This is a genomic window from Streptococcus mitis bv. 2 str. SK95 (assembly GCF_000222705.1).
GTDB classification, from domain to species: Bacteria; Bacillota; Bacilli; order Lactobacillales; family Streptococcaceae; genus Streptococcus; species Streptococcus mitis_AY.
Genome location: NZ_AFUB01000042.1, coordinates 35,295 through 54,912, shown reverse-complemented (window position 1 = coordinate 54,912; position 19,618 = coordinate 35,295). Strand labels below are relative to the sequence as shown.

At 39.9% G+C, this 19,618-nt stretch carries 16 protein-coding genes and 1 CRISPR repeat array; of the genes, 3 read left to right on the top strand and 13 right to left on the bottom strand.

Features of this window, described 5'->3' with window-relative positions:
• Positions 1–216: 216 nt before the first annotated feature.
• Together uvrB and HMPREF9965_RS08880 are read right to left on the bottom strand one after the other, a co-directional pair.
• The gene (gene uvrB / locus HMPREF9965_RS08885; RefSeq protein ID WP_000610403.1) at positions 217–2,205 is read right to left on the bottom strand and encodes an excinuclease ABC subunit UvrB; all 1,989 of its coding nucleotides are present in this window, start codon (positions 2,203–2,205) and stop codon (positions 217–219) included.
• Between the two features lie 76 nt (positions 2,206–2,281).
• Positions 2,282–3,235 carry a CPBP family intramembrane glutamic endopeptidase gene (locus HMPREF9965_RS08880; RefSeq protein WP_000792131.1) on the bottom strand — a complete coding sequence of 318 codons (954 nt, stop codon included), beginning with the start codon at positions 3,233–3,235 and terminating at the stop codon, positions 2,282–2,284.
• A 173-nt stretch (positions 3,236–3,408) separates the two neighbouring features.
• Between HMPREF9965_RS08880 and HMPREF9965_RS08875 the strand changes: the two genes are divergently transcribed.
• The 3 genes from HMPREF9965_RS08875 to zwf all read left to right on the top strand — a co-directional run bounded on the left by HMPREF9965_RS08875 (position 3,409) and on the right by zwf (position 7,234).
• Positions 3,409–4,857: an amino acid ABC transporter substrate-binding protein/permease gene (locus HMPREF9965_RS08875; protein WP_000726814.1), complete on the top strand. Its 1,449-nt coding sequence runs from the start codon at positions 3,409–3,411 to the stop codon at positions 4,855–4,857.
• A complete protein-coding gene (locus HMPREF9965_RS08870) occupies positions 4,857–5,597 on the top strand; it encodes an amino acid ABC transporter ATP-binding protein (protein ID WP_001096337.1) in 741 nt (246 codons plus the stop codon). The genes HMPREF9965_RS08875 and HMPREF9965_RS08870 overlap by 1 nt, the downstream gene beginning before the upstream one ends.
• 149 nt (positions 5,598–5,746) lie before the next feature.
• Positions 5,747–7,234 (top strand): glucose-6-phosphate dehydrogenase, encoded by a 1,488-nt coding sequence (zwf, locus tag HMPREF9965_RS08865; RefSeq protein ID WP_000096097.1) that lies wholly within the window; start codon positions 5,747–5,749, stop codon positions 7,232–7,234.
• 44 nt (positions 7,235–7,278) lie between these two features.
• On the opposite strand, the gene ftsY is transcribed toward zwf, so the two are convergent.
• The 11 genes from ftsY to HMPREF9965_RS08810 all read right to left on the bottom strand — a co-directional run bounded on the left by ftsY (position 7,279) and on the right by HMPREF9965_RS08810 (position 19,617).
• Entirely contained in the window at positions 7,279–8,586 is a 1,308-nt protein-coding gene (ftsY, locus tag HMPREF9965_RS08860; protein ID WP_000522444.1) for a signal recognition particle-docking protein FtsY, read from the bottom strand.
• Between the two features lie 3 nt (positions 8,587–8,589).
• A complete protein-coding gene (locus HMPREF9965_RS08855; protein ID WP_000763418.1) occupies positions 8,590–9,408 on the bottom strand; it encodes a Cof-type HAD-IIB family hydrolase in 819 nt (272 codons plus the stop codon).
• Positions 9,408–10,199, bottom strand: coding sequence for a Cof-type HAD-IIB family hydrolase (locus HMPREF9965_RS08850; protein WP_004243746.1), 792 nt, complete (start codon positions 10,197–10,199; stop codon positions 9,408–9,410). Before HMPREF9965_RS08850 ends, HMPREF9965_RS08855 begins: the two co-directional genes overlap by 1 nt.
• Positions 10,200–11,058: 859 nt before the next feature.
• Positions 11,059–11,319 carry a CRISPR-associated endonuclease Cas2 gene (cas2, locus tag HMPREF9965_RS08845; protein WP_000548280.1) on the bottom strand — a complete coding sequence of 87 codons (261 nt, stop codon included), beginning with the start codon at positions 11,317–11,319 and terminating at the stop codon, positions 11,059–11,061.
• Positions 11,320–12,795 carry a hypothetical protein gene (locus HMPREF9965_RS08840; RefSeq protein WP_000004548.1) on the bottom strand — a complete coding sequence of 492 codons (1,476 nt, stop codon included), beginning with the start codon at positions 12,793–12,795 and terminating at the stop codon, positions 11,320–11,322. It lies immediately after the preceding gene.
• A gap of 87 nt (positions 12,796–12,882) precedes the next feature.
• Positions 12,883–14,035: a CRISPR direct-repeat array (repeat unit 25 nt; unit sequence GTCTCAATTCCTTATAGGTAAGGTA).
• Positions 14,036–14,203: 168 nt separating this feature from the next.
• Positions 14,204–14,986, bottom strand: coding sequence for a CRISPR-associated endonuclease Cas1 (gene cas1 / locus HMPREF9965_RS08835; protein WP_255264850.1), 783 nt, complete (start codon positions 14,984–14,986; stop codon positions 14,204–14,206).
• Positions 14,987–14,998: 12 nt separating this feature from the next.
• Complete coding sequence (locus tag HMPREF9965_RS08830; RefSeq protein ID WP_000456574.1) at positions 14,999–15,511, bottom strand: hypothetical protein; 513 nt, start codon at positions 15,509–15,511, stop codon at positions 14,999–15,001.
• Complete coding sequence (locus HMPREF9965_RS08825; RefSeq protein ID WP_000808552.1) at positions 15,512–17,656, bottom strand: hypothetical protein; 2,145 nt, start codon at positions 17,654–17,656, stop codon at positions 15,512–15,514.
• A gap of 14 nt (positions 17,657–17,670) precedes the next feature.
• A complete protein-coding gene (gene cmr6 / locus HMPREF9965_RS08820) occupies positions 17,671–18,507 on the bottom strand; it encodes a type III-B CRISPR module RAMP protein Cmr6 (protein WP_000971598.1) in 837 nt (278 codons plus the stop codon).
• Positions 18,508–18,509: 2 nt separating this feature from the next.
• Positions 18,510–18,923 (bottom strand): type III-B CRISPR module-associated protein Cmr5, encoded by a 414-nt coding sequence (locus HMPREF9965_RS08815; RefSeq protein ID WP_000360268.1) that lies wholly within the window; start codon positions 18,921–18,923, stop codon positions 18,510–18,512.
• Positions 18,916–19,617, bottom strand: a complete 702-nt coding sequence (locus HMPREF9965_RS08810) for an RAMP superfamily CRISPR-associated protein (protein ID WP_000644761.1) — start codon at positions 19,615–19,617, stop codon at positions 18,916–18,918. Before HMPREF9965_RS08810 ends, HMPREF9965_RS08815 begins: the two co-directional genes overlap by 8 nt.
• Position 19,618: the final 1 nt, after the last annotated feature.

The window sequence follows — 19,618 nt, the reverse complement described above, 5'->3', positions numbered from 1 at the left end:
AGCTGAATATGAGAAAGCTTCTAAAAAATTGGCAAAAATATAGTAAAGATCTTTTTTGACTATCAACTTTTTCTAAAATTCCACCCATACCCAAAACATGTAAATTGCAAATCATCAACATAGCTAAAATTCTACAACATTCAATGCCTATGTGTTTAGTTTTTTTTGCTGTCATATTATGTCTTTCTATATATTTCTATTTCTTTATACTTTTTATCAGTTTAGCGCCTTCACTTCCAGAATCATATCACGAATCTGAGCTGCGAGTTCAAAGTCAAGCACTTCGACGGCTTCTTGCATTTGTTTTTCGAGTTTCTTGACGAGTTCTTTGCGTTCTTGTTTGTTGAGACTATTGATATCAACTTCCTTGTCCTCTTCCTTGGCAACTGCCTTAGTTACGGCAATAAGGTCACGGATTTCTTTCTTGATTGTCTGAGGTACGATACCATGCTCTTCATTATAAGCCATCTGGATTTTCCGACGGCGGGCCGTTTCATCGATAGCACGTTGCATAGACTGAGTCATCGTGTCCGCATACATGATGACATGCCCTTCGCTATTACGGGCAGCACGACCAATGGTCTGGATGAGGCCACGTTCGTTACGAAGGAAACCTTCCTTGTCAGCATCTAGAATAGCAACCAAGCTTACCTCAGGAACGTCAATCCCTTCACGGAGCAGGTTGATTCCGACCAAGACATCAAAAACACCCAAGCGCAGGTCACGGATAATCTCCGTCCGCTCCAAGGTCTTGATATCCGAGTGCATGTACTTGACTTTGATGCCCATTTCTTTGAAGTAGTCGGTCAAGTCTTCTGCCATCTTCTTGGTCAAGGTTGTGATAAAGGTTCGTTCATTCTTTTCAACACGGGCATTGATTTCACCTAGGAGGTCATCAATCTGTCCCATAGTCGGACGGACTTCCACCTCTGGATCCAATAGTCCTGTTGGACGAATGATTTGTTCAATCACTGTCTCGGTCTGTTCATTTTCATAGTCACCAGGTGTCGCTGAAACGTAAACAATCTGATGCACATGGCTTTCAAACTCCTCCCGACGGAGAGGACGATTGTCCAAGGCAGACGGCAAACGAAAACCATAATTTACTAACATTTCCTTACGCGAACGGTCTCCATTGTACATGCCCTTGATCTGCCCCATGGTCATGTGACTTTCATCAATCATGATCAAGAAATCATCTGGGAAGAAGTCGAGAAGCGTATAAGGAGGCTCTCCTTCGCTACGACCATCCATGTGACGAGAGTAGTTCTCAACCCCATTTGTATAACCCATCTCACGTAACATCTCAATATCATACTCTGTCCGCTGTTTCAAACGCTGGGCTTCTAGCAGTTTGCCTTCCTTTTCAAAAACAGCTAACTGCTCCTCCAACTCCGCCTGAATCTTGGCAATAGCAACTTCCATGTGGTCGTCATTGGTCACAAAGTGAGTGGCGGGGAAAATCGCCAAATGATCCACTTCTCCCAATACCTGACCTGTCAAAGCCTCAACCTCACGGATACGGTCAATCTCATCCCCGAAAAACTCTACTCGAAAAGCGTGTTCATCACGTGAAGCTGGGAAAATCTCTACCACATCCCCACGTACACGAAATCTTCCGCGTTGAAAATCAATATCATTACGTTCAAACTGGATATCAACCAAGTCATTCAAGAGTTTATCACGAGAAATCTCAAGACCTGGACGGAGACTAACCACGCTATCAGAGTATTCCTTAGGCGAACCTAAACCATAGATACAAGAGACAGAAGCCACAACGATGACATCATTACGCTCCAGAAGGGCTGAAGTCGCTGAGTGGCGGAGCTTGTCAATCTCGTCATTAACAGAACTGTCCTTTTCAATATAGGTATCGCTCGAAGGAACATAAGCCTCGGGTTGGTAATAATCATAATAAGACACAAAGTACTCAACAGCATTTTCAGGGAAAAATTCCTTGAACTCTCCGTAGAGCTGACCAGCTAGGGTTTTGTTATGCGCAATGACCAAAGTTGGCTTATTGACTTTGGAAATGACCTGACTCATGGTATAGGTCTTCCCTGTACCCGTCGCCCCCATCAGAATCTGAGCCTTTTCTCCACCCTCGATATTATCAACCAACTGCTCAATTGCCTGGGGTTGATCTCCTGAAGGTTCGTATTTTGATACTAGTTTAAATTTATTATCTGTAATTCGATTGATCATAAGAATCCTCTCTCCATGTGCTATTCCTATTTTAGCATACTTATAGCATTTTCACGAAGAAAAGGACGGACCTAAGTCACATCCTTTCATTTTCTTTCTTTAATTGATTAGCGAGATAGACAATCAGAAGTAACAAGACTAAACTTGTCATGATAGAACCTTCAATCCCAAAAGAGCCTCCTGATAGCCAGCCTTGATCGCCTTGTGGTAAAAAGGTCATCAGAGACGTTCCTGACGGTTGACCGCTAACTAAAATGCCAAAAATATTGCCCTGAGCAAAATTCCAAGCTCCATGAATACCTGCAACCCCCCAAACTGTATCAGTTTTGAGAAGGTAAAGAGCCATGGCAACTCCGAATAAGAAGAGATTCACTAGAGATAGAGGTATTAGACCAGAATTTCCCACATGAAGCAGGGTAAAGAATATGCTAGATATGACAACAGCAAGTTTTAGATTGGTTCTTGAGGCCAATTGTGGAAGAAGCCAAGCACGGGACACCACTTCTTCTGCTGTCCCCTGTAAAATCCAAAAGGGGATAGTAAAGACGACAAAAGTAAGCGAATAAGGATTCAAGCGAATGGATTCCAAACGATATTGCCCCAAGACCACCAAACCTAACAAGGTCAGAAGAAAAAGTGCCAAACCTAGGCCAAATCCTTTCAGAAGACTGCTAAGGAAATTTTCTCTATAAAATCCCAAGGTTCTAATAGATCTTTTCTCAACTTTTTTAGTCCATCTGAACACAGTGTTGAGAATAAAACCAAAGGACAGCAATGCTAAAATTAAACGAAAGTCACTTGTTTTATCCGTCAAGCTCTGCTGCAAGGTTTGCAAGTAAGTTGCAAGATTTTGACCAGCCTCTCCAAAATTTCTAGCAAGTCCGATGAGAGCTAACAAGCTAATACCATACAAAGTATATGCAACAAACTCTCCTATAAAGACAAAAACAAAGGCTAACAAAGGACTTGTGTAAATATTTAAACTCATTTGGGAAGATTGGAAGTCTTTAAATATTCTTTTATTCTTCATGTTCCTACCCTCATTTCTTCTATTATATGCTATTATTATAGCACTTTGTAGTGGCAATTCAAGAAAGAAATAAAGGGCTTTTATGTTATATTTTCTAACATAAAAGTCTGTAAAATTTGCCTTCTGGAATATTTTCTGATATAATGGGAAAATATTCGGAAAGGAGACTTAAAATGAAGAAAAAAATCATAGCGTTTTTGCTAATTTTATTTCCCATTTTCTCACTAGGAGTAGTAAAAGCTGACACAGTTAAATCTAAGTATGTTATTGCCAGTGATTCATCTTTTGCTCCCTTCGTATTTCAAAATTCAAGCAACGAGTACACTGGTATTGATATGGACTTGATCAAGGCTATTGCCAAAGATCAAGGTTTTGAAATTGAGATTACTAACCCAGGCTTTGATGCAGCGATCAGTGCTGTTCAGGCCGGACAAGCTGATGGTATCATCGCTGGAATGTCTGTGACGGACGCTCGTAAAGCAACGTTTGACTTCTCAGATTCCTACTACACTGCTAATACCATTCTCGGTGTCAAAGAATCAAGTACTATCGCTTCTTATGAAGACCTCAAGGATAAGACAGTTGGTGTTAAAAACGGGACGGCTTCTCAAACATTCCTTACTGAAAATCAAAGCAAATACGGCTACAAAATTAAAACCTTTGCTGATGGTTCATCAATGTACGATAGTCTCAATACTGGGGCTATCGATGCCGTGATGGATGACGAGCCTGTTCTCAAATATTCTATCAGCCAAGGTCAAAAGTTGAAAACGCCAATCGCTGGAACTCCAATCGGTGAAACAGCCTTTGCCGTTAAAAAAGGTACAAATCCAGAATTGATCCAGATGTTCAATAACGGACTTGCAAACCTCAAGGCTAATGGAGAATTTCAAAAGATTCTTGACAAGTATCTAGCAAGTGGAGCAACAACTGCTTCTACAAGTACAGTTGACGAAACCACTATCTGGGGCTTACTCCAAAACAACTACAAACAATTCCTTAGCGGGCTTGGAATCACTCTCGCTCTAGCCCTTATTTCGTTTGCGATTGCAATCGTGATTGGGATTATCTTTGGTATGTTCAGCGTTAGTCCATACAAATCACTTCGTCTGATCTCTGAGATTTTCGTTGACGTTATTCGAGGAATTCCATTGATGATTCTTGCAGCCTTCATCTTCTGGGGTATTCCAAACTTCATCGAATCAATTACGGGCCAACAAAGTCCAATTAACGACTTTGTAGCTGGTACCATTGCCCTTTCGCTCAATGCTGCTGCTTATATCGCTGAAATCGTTCGTGGTGGGATTCAAGCCGTTCCAGTTGGACAAATGGAAGCCAGCCGCAGTCTTGGTATCTCTTATGGAAAAACCATGCGTAAGATTATCTTGCCACAAGCAACTAAGCTAATGCTTCCAAACTTCGTCAACCAGTTTGTTATCGCTTTGAAAGATACAACTATTGTATCTGCTATCGGTCTGGTGGAACTATTCCAAACTGGTAAGATTATCATCGCCCGTAACTACCAAAGTTTCAAGATGTATGCAATCCTTGCTATCTTCTATCTTGTAATTATCACGCTTTTGACTAGACTAGCGAAATGCTTAGAAAAGAGGATTCGTTAATGGCAAAACTAAAAATTGATGTAAATGATTTGCATAAGTATTATGGAAAAAATGAAGTTTTAAAAGGCATTACGACTAAATTCTATGAAGGAGATGTTGTTTGTATCATCGGTCCTTCTGGTTCTGGTAAATCCACTTTCCTCCGTAGCCTTAACCTTCTCGAGGAGGTAACGAGTGGCCACATCACAGTGAATGGTTATGATTTGACTGAAAAGTCAACCAATGTCGACCATGTCCGTGAAAACGTCGGAATGGTTTTCCAGCACTTCAACCTCTTCCCTCATATGTCCGTCCTAGAAAATATCACTTTTGCACCTATTGAACACAAACGGATGACCAAAGAAGAAGCTGAAAAATTAGGGATGGAGTTGCTTGAAAAGGTTGGACTAGCAGATAAAGCGAATGCCAACCCAGATAGCCTCTCAGGTGGTCAAAAACAACGTGTGGCTATCGCACGTGGCCTAGCCATGAATCCTGACATCATGCTCTTTGACGAACCAACTTCTGCTCTCGACCCCGAGATGGTTGGAGATGTATTGAACGTTATGAAGGAATTGGCCGAGCAAGGTATGACCATGATCATCGTAACCCACGAGATGGGATTTGCTCGTCAGGTTGCCAATCGTGTTATCTTTACGGCTGATGGAGAATTCCTTGAAGATGGAACTCCAGATCAAATCTTCGACAACCCGCAACACCCTCGTCTAAAAGAGTTCTTGGACAAGGTCTTAAACGTATAAAACAAAACTGTAAGATTCTCCTTACAGTTTTTTAATTACGTATTGGATTTTTTGATTTTTTTGAAAATTATGATAAAATAAAAACTATGACAATGAGGAAATCTCATCCCTAGTCCAACTAGGAAAAAATATAGAAATTAGGTAGCTAGATGTCATCAAAGGTTATTGTTACAATTTTCGGTGCGAGTGGAGATTTAGCTAAACGCAAACTCTACCCTTCCCTTTTCAGACTCTATAAATCAGGCAATCTCTCTGAGCATTTTGCAGTTATCGGAACAGCTCGTAGACCTTGGAGTAAGGAATATTTTGAATCTGTAGTTGTCGAGTCCATCCTTGATTTGGCAGATAGTACCGAGCAAGCCCAGGAATTTGCTAGCCACTTCTACTATCAAAGCCATGATGTCAATGATACTGATAACTACATCGCTTTACGTGAATTACAGGCTGAGCTTGATGAGAAATACCAAACGGACCACAACAAACTCTTCTTCCTATCAATGGCTCCTCAATTCTTTGGTACCATTGCCAAACACCTCAAGTCTGAAAACATCGTTGACGGCAAAGGTTTTGAGCGCTTAATTGTTGAGAAACCTTTTGGTACAGACTATGAAACTGCAAGTAAACTCAACGAAGATCTTCTAGCAACATTTGATGAAGAACAGATCTACCGTATCGACCATTACTTGGGGAAAGAAATGATTCAAAGTATCTTTGCGGTTCGTTTTGCCAATATGATCTTTGAAAATGTTTGGAACCGTGAGCACATTGATAATGTGCAGATTACCTTTGCTGAGCGCTTGGGTGTTGAGGAACGTGGTGGCTACTATGATGAATCTGGTGCCCTCCGTGACATGGTTCAAAACCACACTCTCCAGCTTTTATCTCTTCTAGCCATGGACAAGCCAGCTAGCTTTACAAAGGATGAGATTCGCGCTGAGAAGATTAAGGTATTTAAAAACCTTCACCAACCAAGCGAAGAAGAATTAAAAGAACACTTTATCCGTGGGCAATACCGTTCTGGAAAGATCGATGGTAAGAAATACATTTCCTACCGTAGCGAGCCAAACGTTAACCCTGAGTCTACAACAGAAACCTTTGCATCTGGTGCTTTCTTTGTAGACAGCGACCGCTTTCGTGGTGTTCCCTTCTTCTTCCGTACAGGGAAACGTCTGACTGAAAAAGGCACTCATGTCAATATCGTCTTTAAGCAAATGGACTCTATCTTTGGCGAACCACTTGCTCCAAACATTTTGACCATCTATATCCAGCCAACTGAAGGATTCTCTCTCAGCCTCAATGGTAAACAAGTCGGTGAAGAATTTAACTTGGCACCAAGCTCTCTGGATTACCGTACAGATGCTACTGCTACTGGAGCTTCACCAGATCCATACGAGAAATTAATCTACGATGTCTTGAACAACAACTCAACCAATTTCAGTCACTGGGATGAGGTGAGTGCTTCCTGGAAATTGATTGACCGTATCGAAGAACTCTGGGCTGAAAATGGAGCTCCACTCTACGATTATAAAGCTGGAAGCATGGGACCACAAGCTAGCTTTGACTTACTTGAAAAGTATGGAGCCAAATGGACCTGGCAACCAGATATCGCCTATCGTGAAGATGGCCGTTTAGAATAGCAAAAATATCCTGCAAGTCAATTTTGCAGGATATTTATTTTGTATTAAATCAAGCCTTCTAAGAGACCCTTCATAAAGTTTTCTGAGTTAAATTCACCAATATCATCGATTTTTTCACCGAAACCGATCAATTTTACAGGGATATTAAGTTCTTCTCGAATTGCCAGAACGACGCCACCACGGGCAGTTCCATCAATCTTAGTCAATACAATACCGGTAACAGGGGTGATTTTTGAGAATTCTTTGGCTTGTACCAAAGCATTTTGTCCAGTTGAAGCATCGAGTGCTAGGAAGGTTTCATGTGGTGCTTCTGGAAGCACACGTTTGATAATACGACCAATCTTTTCCAACTCTGCCATGAGGTTGTCCTTGTTTTGCAGACGACCTGCTGTATCAATCATGAGAATATCAATTCCTTCTGCTACAGCACGTTCCATCCCATCAAAGACCACACTTGCTGGATCAGCCTTTTCAGGGCCCGTCACAACAGGAACATCAACACGACGGCCCCACTCTGCTAGCTGGGCAACAGCTCCAGCACGGAAGGTATCTGCTGCTACTAGCATGACTTTTTTGCCAGCTTGCTTGTAACGATGAGCTAATTTCCCGATAGAAGTTGTCTTCCCAACACCGTTAACACCAACAAAGAGCATGACTGTCAAACCATCTTGGAAGTGGATACTTTCATCGTAGTTGCCATCCTTCTCATAGAGCTCAACCAATTTTTCGATAATGACACGGCGAAGTGCATCAGGCTTCTTAGCGTTTTCTAATTTGGCTTCATAGCGAAGCTCTTCTGTTAGGTTCGAAGCGACCTGCACACCGACGTCACTCATGATGAGCAGTTCTTCTAATTCTTCAAAAAAGTCTTCATCGACAGAGCGAAAGTTAGCAAAGAAGGCATTCAAGCGTGCTCCAAATCCCGTACGCGTTTTCTTGAGACTGCGATCATATTTTTCCTGAATGGTTTCTTCAACTCGAGGATATTCTTCTACTACTTCAGACGCTAGTTCTTCTCCAGTTTCTAGAGATTCTTGGTTCGCTTCTTCTAAAACTTCTTCACGCTCTTGGCTTTGCTCTGTCTCATCAACTTCTAGCTCAACCTCTTCTTGAGCCCCTTCCTCAACTGCTTCTGGCTCAATCACTTCTTCTGTAGACACCTGAGGAAGTTCTTCTTGAGCAAGAGTTTCTTCCACTTTGTCCCTTGCTGTCTCTTCCTGAGAAGTTTCTTTGACAGCTGTTTGGGTTGGTTCAACCTCTTCTGACAAATCAAGATTTTCCAGAGCTTCTTTTACAATATCTTCGATTTTCGGCTCTTCTTTTTTCCCGAATAAACGGTTAAATAATCCCATATTCTAATTCTCCTTTAGCACGTATTCTTCGATAGCCCAAGCAACGGCTTCTTCGTCGTTGGTCATGGGGGTAATGACATTGGCAACTGCCTTAACCGCAGGAACTGCATTTTGCATGGCAACCCCCAGACCTGCCCACTCAATCATAGAAAGGTCATTAGCCTCGTCTCCACAAGCCATGACTTGACTTTGATCGATTCCCAAGTGTTTAATTAATTTCGCTAAACCTGTTGCCTTGTGGACGTTTTTCGGTGACCATTCCAATAACATTTCACGCGATTTGAAGATTTCATATTGGTCAAACAAATCTGGAGAAATCTGTTGAATCGCTGCATCCAAAGGTTCTTGGGCAAAAGCAGTCACACATTTATTATACGTCATCTGACTAGATAGATCTTCAAAAGCGACAGGCACGAAAGTCAGGGCTGGGTTGAACTTAGCATAGAGACTCTCTTGGTCCGACTGGATTTGATAGACTGTACCTTCTGAAATAGCATCTAACGGAAGTCCGAGTTTTTCAGTTTCCTCGTACAATCGTGCCACGTCGTCGATAGAAAAGACTGTTTTATCAAGAATCTCTCCTGTATTTTTCTGTACCAGACCACCATTAAAGGTGATGGTGTACTCATCCTCCTGACCGTCAGTCCCTAGCTCATGGAGAAAGAAATCCATAGCTTTCAAAGGACGACCCGTTGTCAGCACGACCTTGATGCCACGGTCACGCGCAGCTTTTAGGACCGCCTTGGTACGATCTGTCAACTTTTTATCCGTTGTCAGCAAGGTGCCATCCAAATCCAATGCAATCAATTTAATATCTGCCATTACAAACCCTCCATATAAGCCATCACTGACTGGTCCTTATGGTGGCCAATCACTGCTTCTGCTAATTCTAAAATCTCTGGTCGCGCATTTTCTGGAGCGATTGGGTGACCCACAACCTGCATCATGTGAAGGTCATTGAGATTATCTCCAAACGCCATGACCTGATCCATGCTAAGCTCCAGTTTTTTGGATAACTCAACAACAGCCACACCCTTATCAACGTAGTCCAAGACAATATCGATGGATTCAAAACCTGTTGTCATGGCTTTCACACCAGAAACGTTTTCGTTGACCCAGGCCTCTCCAGCTTCTATCGTATCTTCTGTAAAGTTAGTGGTGAATTTAAAAATCTCATCCTTGATATCTTCCAAACTCGCTACTTTTTGAATATTTTCATTGTAGTGACGGCTAAACATGAGATAAGTCTCATCCACAATGTCCAATACATAACAAGCTTTTTTCCCAGTCAGCAGCATTTTTCTTTCATCAAAATAGGGTGATTTCTTTAAAGCTTCAAAAGTGCTCAAGTAAAAATCCCGAGACATAGTAGCCTCGTACATATCCTCTCCATGAAACTCAACATAGCTCCCATTTTCAGCTATAAAAATCACTTCATCACGTACATCCGCAAACAGCTTTTTCAGCGACAAGATACCGCGACCTGAAGCCACTGCAAAATAAATTCCCTTTTCCTTGTAGGAAACAAGCAAGTTTTTGAGGCGTTCCATATCAAACCGACCCTCTCCGTCTAGAAAGGTTCCATCCATATCGGTTGCTACAAGTTTAATCATAAAATCCTTCATACTCCAATTGATAAATCTACCTTCTATTATACCATAGATAAGCAGAAAAAGGACTAGTACAGTAGGATAGGACACTGTATTACAGTGGCTTTCGGTAAATGAAATAGAAAATAATGTTTTTAATTTAACCCAATAGACCAATAAATATTCGCAACACTATCATGAAGTATCAAAAAACTGACCAGCCATCTAACTTAAGCTCTATACTATCTGTGGTTGAAACACGGAAAAAACTCTCCTACTAAGAGAGTTTTTCTTGATAATTCTTACAAAAGTAAGGGACTCTACTACAACTTTTATTCACATTTATATGTTGTGTTTTCTAAAAATTTCAACTAATCCTACCAAACAAAAGGCGAACAAATTCTCATGCTTCCTAGCAGACATGAATTTGCTCGCTTTTTTGGTGCCTTGAAGACAGACAAAGACACACGGACAATTCCTTATAGGTAAGGTATAACGAAAACCTATTGGATGGGTGTAAAAGCTGATGGTGTATAGTCTCAATTCCTTATAGGTAAGGTAGAACGGAAGACGACGAAACTAAGCCGGTTGTACTGATTTATTCAGGAGAGTCTCAATTCCTTATAGGTAAGGTATAACAACAGCATTTTCGCTGTTTCTAGATTGATTGTATCAAAAAATAGGGCTTTTTTCAAGATTTCAATGAAAAAGGTCGGTCGATCTTTTTTGTCCTAACGCTTATAAACAGCTTGATTGACAGCTTTTGAAAAAGATACAAAATATCGAAAAGATCGACCGACTTTTTGAAAGATAAAATCAGAAAAATCGCATGGAGAGGACACTTCATGCGATTGAATGACTGACTATGACATCACTTTAATCCCTAAAGAATAAAGTCATTGGATTCTACCATACCGATTTGGATCTTCTTGGTGTATTTTGGGGATTCCAACTGATAAATCTGTACAGAATCTGTCTGAGGTTCTATAATATTGGCTAATTCTTTTTGTAAAGCGCTCAGCTTGGCTGGAGTAATATGCCCTTCAAAGACCGACTTTTGCACATGAACCAAGTATTTTCGGCAAGTTTTCAAAACCTTAGCCACGCGCTTGCGATGAATATCACATATCAAGGTAATGTGCATTTATTTTCGCTTTTTGAAATAGATAAAAGCAATTGTCAGAAGAGAAATGAGCAAGGTAAGCCAAGATGAATAGGCCAGACTCAGATTACATATTGTCAAACAATTATCCTGCAGTTCTTTGATATTCGGAACAATTGCTAGCGCAATACTTAAAACGGTTAGTACTAATACTCTGTCATTCAATTTATTACTTGCTTCCGTCTGGCTGATATCATGCAGTTCTCTGATTTGACTGTCCAGGAGATTGATATGCTTCTCGATATAGAGTGAGGTTTGCAGCAATTCGTAGATTTCCACTGCTTGCTCCTGCGGGCACAGCTCTGGAAGCAGGTATTGATTTTTAAAGGTCGTGTAAGCCTTCTGCAGCTTTAGTTTATCAGAAACTATAGCATTGACCCTATCTCCCGCATCCTTGGAATACTTCAAAATACCAATCCTCTGACTGAGCGTGATCAAAGCCAAGTCCAGATATTCCGTCAAAAAGTAGCCTTTGAGGAAAAATTCTGGAAAATCAGAACCACTCATAAAAATCATGGAATGCTGGCTGGCCATATAAAGACTTCCCTCAGCTGACCACCTCGTATAGAGGAGCTTTTCCAGCTCTGTCTTTAGCATATCTCGACTCAGACACGTTGAATCTCCCTTATCAACATATAAAATACTATAAAGAAGCTTCATCTCCTCTAAACTTTGCTTTGAATCATCAAAATTCGCCCAATTCGCCGTTTTATAAATCAAGTCCTTTACATCAGGAACCATCATGTAGCTCACCACATACATCCGGTCATCAATGATGATCTCCAGATGAGGCTTAGACTCAAACTGCGAAATATCCTCTGGGAATATCGCTTCCTCAGGCAAGCCGAAGAAATCCTGTAAGATTTCTTTCGGAGCCGACATAATTCCGTAGGAAGAAATCAAGTCAGACGGCTGTGGAAGCTCGTTAATTTTTTCACTCTTAATCAGCTCAATATTATTTGGTGAGACTAAACTACACAGCAACGGAGTCAAAAAAGGAGCATAGAGATGGCGACCATACTGGTTGATGTTTTTAATATCTTCCAAATTTTCATAGAGACGATTTTCCATTGAGAAAATCAGGAAACCTGCTTCTAAATTTGGAAAATAACGAAGCATGATATAGTCAAGTGTCAGGTCATAACACTCAAGTTTGTCGATTTGATTATAATAAGAAATCCGATACACGTCACCTTTTTTTAAGCCAGTATAAGCATAGTTTGTGACCAGTTCAGGGTTGCGGAAAATCAGCTCCTCTGCTTCTTTATTAAAATATCGGCGATAAGCGTACTTTAATCGCTCACTTTTTTCAGCATCTTCTAAGTTTAGATAGGGAAGCTCATTAGCATCTTGGCTGAGTTTCTTCCACTTGGAAGACTTCGGAAAAGACTCCAGCCCCTTGGCCGCAAAGGGCAAGACAAAGATATGGTGACTATATACAGATTGACTCTCAGACATAAATAACCTCCGATTCAAATATCTCCCCAAGAAAGCACTTTCAATATACCACAAAAAACTTGCTCCCGCAAGTTTTTTCAGTTGCAGCAACCAATTCCTTATAGGTAAGGTATAACAAAATGACGGATCTTCAAACGGTACGGAGACTACTCAGGCAAGGTCTCAATTCCTTATAGGTAAGGTATAACAATTAACAGTCGCCTCAAACAATGGCAGGCTTGCGGGTGCAAATGTCTCAATTCCTTATAGGTAAGGTATAACCTTATCAACCAAAATCGTCTGAAAGCGGTATGAAACCAGTTAATACAAGTCTCAATTCCTTATAGGTAAGGTATTACTTACGTATTGAAGAAAACAGAACAAGATGGCAATAAGACAACTTACATCGTCTCAATTCCTTATAGGTAAGGTATTACAGTCAAGGAGTCAGACATTTTAAGTCAGAAAAATCGCCAAAACGCAAGTCTCAATTCCTTATAGGTAAGGTAGAACCGAAAATAGAACATTCGGAGGAAGCGATTATGATTATAACTGATGTCTCAATTCCTTATAGGTAAGGTATAACTTTTCGTCACCCAAACGACGACGCAATTTTTTGGCAAGGTTTAGAGAGTCTCAATTCCTTATAGGTAAGGTATAACACGGTTTTGCCATAAAAGAAGGTCGAAAGTTCTTCAAAAAGATCGAAGAATGTCTCAATTCCTTATAGGTAAGGTATAACGGTATTAAAAAATGAAAAAGATTTTTTCATATCTTCTATTGTCTGTAGCGTCTCAATTCCTTATAGGTAAGGTAGAACCATCATCAAAAACTTCACACCAAGTTTTGCTAAACGTGTAATTGCGTCTCAATTCCTTATAGGTAAGGTAGAACAGGCCAAGGCATTATTTAGAAACGTCGCTGGGTTCAGGCGGCCTCACGCGTCTCAATTCCTTATAGGTAAGGTAGAACATAGCTTGAGGGTTATGGCATACGCTAACTATCCCTATACTAAAAAATGTCTCAATTCCTTATAGGTAAGGTATAACAATTGATCTGCCAGATTGGAAAGAGGGAGTTTTCCTTTTGTCTCAATTCCTTATAGGTAAGGTATAACTTTTAGGTAGGGAAGTCGCTGAAAAGTTTTATTCTCGTGGCAATAAGGTCTCAATTCCTTATAGGTAAGGTATAACTCTTCAGATACTAGCTTTAGTTCATTTATTGAGCAGCTAAATAGTCTCAATTCCTTATAGGTAAGGTATAACAACAGTATTTTCGCTGTTTCTAGATTGATTGTATCAAAAAATAGGGCTTTTTTCAAGATTTCGATGAAAAAAGTCGGTCGATCTTTTTGTACCCATCACTCATAAAACGCTTGGTTGACAGCTTTTTAAAAATATACAAAATATCGAAAAGATCGACCGACTTTTTAATAGTATTTGTAGGGTTTAAAGCGTTTCAAGTCCCCATCTTGCTGCAATATTCTCTTAAACTGCCGTATGTCGTGCTGGATGAGCTGGGCATAGGTATAGGTCGAGCCTCCCATGACTAGCCTCGTCTGTAGCTTTTCCTCAAAACTTCGCAAGACGATATACTTCCCTTCACGATTCAGATAAACCGATCCGTCTTCCCTTTCTTCAAAATGATCTGTAGTATTGATTTGATGTTTATTGATCAAGCTCAAAATCACTCGATCCACGATAACTGGCTTCATATAATCCGCAAAATCCAGATGCAAACTATAAGGACGATTATTTGAAGCATGCAGCACTCCGATTTTAGGATCTAGTCTAGCCTGCCAGATCAAGCGCAGAACACGACTATACAAAATCGTATTGCAAAAGCTAATCAAAGCATTTAGTGGATCTCGAGGTGGCCGCTTGGTTCGCTTAACAAAAGAAAAACTACTTTGATTCAGAATCTCATTGAACATAGGGTAGTATATCTGCTTGACCCGTGCCTCTAAAAGCATCAAATCATCGACCGACTTTTTGCGATGAACTTCCTTAATCGCCATCGTCAAGTCTTTCTCAATCTCTAAAAGAAGCTTATTGGACTTATATCTTTTAAGATAATAGCGACAGTTTGCCCGCAAATTATGAAAATGCGATAATTCAAACTGCTTGGACAACAGCAAACGCTTTTCCTCGTCCAGATACACTTGGCACTGCTTCAATAAAAGCGGAGCTGGACTCTTCATGGTCTCAGGAATAACGAAAACATCTCACTCACCAAGCAGTCTTTGGATGATACGACTTGATAGTCTGACATCATCTAGCGCATTATGTAGTCTTCCTTCGAAATGCGAAACTAAATCCAGTCGGTTTCCAATGGGTTCAAATCCTCTTGCGTACAAAAGACTAGCAACATCAATAATAGGGAAAGGAGCCAAAAATGCTCTATTTTTCCTATCCTTTTCTACCATCTTATGGAAAAGCCGACTCTCTACAGGAAAGGGTACATCTGCAAAGCAACGCGCGGAAGTCCGATAAGTACACCAGAGTTTCCAGACCTCTTCCAAAAGTTCCTCTTCTGTAGCAAAGGCTTGGTAAGCTCCGATGTAGGGAATGACATGTTCCAACACCCAGGCTTCTTTTGTCTCCGCGATCTGCTTAGGTACACCACCGTAGAAAGAAGCTACTTCCGTTCCATCTAGCTTTGTGACTATGACAGCCATCGTCAGCAGAGGACCATAAAGACCATCCACCTCAGCATCTACAATAAAACGATACTCCATTTAATATCTCCATTTCTGAGAAAATGACCAAAGTTTATCAGAGACAGTTTCCGACTTTTGATCAAGATTATCAAAAAAGCTTTTCCATTCCCTCAGCAATTCCTGCGTTTCTGAAAAACCAACATCGTTTTTGCCAGTATAGCCCTTCACCATTGTTTCCAATTGATGAAGGGTAGATTTTAATTTTTCGTAAGTATTAGATTTTTTCTTCTGCAACTTCTCACAGCTAATTTTAGCTGCATAGATTGGAATGGAGCGTAGTTTTAACGTGAAACTATCTTGGTTTCTCATGCATACTTTAATAGCCTTATCATAGCAATTCAGGCTGTCTTCCATTTGTCCCTCAAATCGATAATAATTAGCAAAATTCCAGTACACGATTTCCATGGGATGGTAGAAAATTTTCTCCGTATTGACTAACTTTGTTAACTTATTTCGCTTGTGAAATGAAAAGAACTCTTGATAGATTGGATGTTTGACAAAGGCAGTATAAAGTAGTTTAGCAAATTCTATATCCTGCTGACAAGCCTCAGTCATGATTAAAGAGTAATACATGGCATAGAACTGTTGACTAATGGTTGTCTCTTGTCGCTCAACCCTATCCCAAAAATCTTGAATCACAACCTCATCTATCTCACTATCCATCCTATGATCATAGTCAATCGCTAAAATCAACCAATGAAGCGCAGCTTTAGCATCCTTTCTCAGAAGTTCAATTCTACTACGATATTGCCGATGACGTTCCAATTCTCCTGGGAAACTCGGATACTGTTGCAAGCCCTCATCAGATAAACGGATGATAGTCTCTAATTTAAAATCTTCCTGCTGGGCTTGAAATAAGAGACTATAGATTTCCATACAGAGAACATCCCCATAGTATTCGGACTTCAAGGATTGAAAATAATTTGAAATTGAATCATAAGCTAACAATAAATCTAGCAGCTCTTTAAAAATAGCGTGGAGATCTGCCATTAAGTGAGAAGCTTTTTTATACTGACCACTGTCAATATAAAATACAGCGAGTTTTTCCTTGATGCGATAGAGGCTAAAAAGATTTTCTAAGCTATTTTCAGAAATCTTTACCAATTCCAAACTTTGAGAAATGACTTGACCTGCTTGACAAGAACGGCCAGAACGCAGGTAGACATCACTTAGTTGCAGGAATACTTCAAAGGCAAACAACTCATATGGATACTTTTTATCTCTCAAAAGTGGCAGTAGTTGATCACAAATCTCTGTAAATATCACGATAGACTTCTCATAATCATCCTGTCTCGCCGTATAAGCTAAAATCTCTGAAGCAAACTGTTTTAATTGCGACTTCAACACTCTGTAACTCAGATACTCCATTCGATCGACAATCAGATACAAATAAGTTTCCTTACTTTTTATAGCTTGAGATGTATAGTATTCCATCAGAGCTTCTGATACATCATTTTGAGCAAGCAAAAAGCGGATGCGACTGTCTGAAGACAGTGTTGACAGAGAAAATACATAAGAATCCTCAAATAAATTGCGCAAGACTGCTCTCTGATCTCGAAAAACTGGAAGGTCTCGCAAATACATCCGCCGAATATTCGAAGCAAAATCCGCCAAAATTAACCTTTGTGATTCCGTCGCTTTTTTTAACTGAAATTGAACATCTGTCCCAGAACGATAGCTGACTTCACTTGTTTTTAAACTCGTTGTAAAGGCACGCTTATATTCAGACTCCTGAATATGGACACGCTCCTCTACACCTTTTCGAGCTACACGACTGGCAATGATAATATTCAATCTAATATCACCATATTTTGCCTCTAATAGCTGCGTGAGTTGCACGAGACCCTCGGATAAGATTTGTAAATACAGTTGTCGATTATCCCCATTTCCCTGCCACTCAATATTTTCAAAAAAGATATAACGCGCATCCGTCTGATTTTTAAATTCAATCAATTTAGGAATAACATATTGCTTTTTCTGATTTAGGGTCATATTCATCGCATGATTTAATGAGTCATCATTAAGAATGCTAGAAAAGTTAAAGTTTTTAATAGCAGCCTTTTCAACTAGCACACCACCGAGAAAAGAGTAAATTTCCTCTCTTTGAGACTCAGAATCTGCAAATTTTCCACTTTCATCTAGCCACAACTCAAATTGTTTCATAAAAGCTTCCTCTACTACTCTAACTGTCCGAAACCAACATTCGTTTTGGCGCCAATGCCTACATCAGTCAAGATAGTTTTAAATAACTCTATTTTGTCTTTAACCGTAATTTGAACTCCATCTGAAAGCTGACACTCATTTTGAACTTCATCTGAAAGCTTGTACTCGTTCAGATAAAAGCCAAATTCAAAAGAGATTCCAGGTTTAACTTTCAGACAATTGATTGGAATAGGATTCTTGATTATATCACTATGAGGTGTAATGAATTCCAATGCTAGGCACTGTTGCTTCGTTTTATTTTTAGAAGTTGGATAAGCATCTAAAAAGACATCATTATCTTCAAAAATATTATCTTTCAAGCCATAGATTTCTTCATCAGAAAGTTCTGGTTTAAGAAGTGACTTAATATACTTCATCTTTTGTTGATTAATATCATCTTTGGTATCTTCTTTCCTAGGAAAGACGCTTTTCAGTACTCCTTTGACTGAGGATCCAGGTATATAGGGTAGTCCAGTCACATAATCAAAAGAAAAGCCAGAATATATAGAACCCTTTGATTTCAAATCATGGGGATTACCCGTTCCTATCATGAGACCAGGATAAATAGTTTGCAAAGAAAAGGTTTGAACACTTGCTACATCTTTTGAAGCATTTTTTAAATGCTCCAAAGGCGATAGAGAAAGGTCAAATTTAAAATCCTGCAAAGCCTTATTTCTCTCACGAAATTGCTCCTCACTAGATGGTGATCCGCCCAGTTCATAAACTAAACCTGATGCTCCTTTCCGTTCCTCTAATCCTTCAAAATATTCATGATAGTAGATATAAGACATGTTTTTTGAACTAAACATCATCCTTACCCTCCATTTTTCTCGTCTTCCTCGACTTTTTCATCTTTTGACTCAATTTCAAATAAGTTTAACCCTAGTTTAATCGCAATTGCTGCATGCAATACATCTTCTTTGATAGCGAAACTCTCATTATCATTTTTGAACGATGTCACATACTCAAACAAGGTGGTGGCCGTAATAGCTGTGTTTTCTTTTTTCAAAATTTCCAAAATCATAACAGGTAGCTTGGTACGATCTTCTTTGGCATTTTTGGATTTAGCCGAATAGTAGGCAACTGCAGCTGGGAGGCTTCCCATTGTAATAGCAGCTCCAAAAGAAGCGATATAGCCTCGAAACTCATTTGGAATTGGCTCCGTAAGCTCTTTTTTAATCACCTCAACAGCAATAGGAAGCAACTGATTTATTCTGTTCTTATCCATTGTTTGCTCCTTCTTCATTTCCCGAAATCACTTTAATAACCTTGCAAAGTCCATAACCTACGGAAGCATTTGCACCAAACTGGATGATTTTCTCTCTCACCGAATCTGTAAAAATCTCTAAAAGGTTTTCTGATTCACTGGTTGAAACCACCACTGCAAAATAGAAAATCGACTTGTGGGGTACTACTTCCTCATACCACAAATTAGTTTGTTCTCCGACACTATTCCGAGCAATTACTGGTAAACCATATTTTTCGTAGCAAGAATTATCTACGTCCAGAGTTATCTCCTCATCTCCGCCCTTTATATCTTCTATTGAAACATCTTCTAATTGAAAATTTGCAATCATTTGGTTAAAATCTTCACAGGTTGTTTTCGGAGCGTGTATTGAATACGGCTTGTCCTCACCACTTATCGAGCGACTTGGCAGGGCTAGTAGATTCGCGCTAAGAAATTTTAATGCTCCTGAAGTAGTAACCTTACTACTTTCCGAACCGAATATTTCATCAATGTTCGACAAGTCGTTTTCTTCAAAGAAGGCTCTCAGAGCACCTTTAACGCCTGAGGAGTTAATCGTCGGAAATCCCGTCACAACATCTCGCTCCACTTCGTTATCAATGATGTTAAAATTAACGTCTCCATTTCCTACATGCAAATTTGTTAAACATTCAATGACAAAAATTTTTGCTTTCATT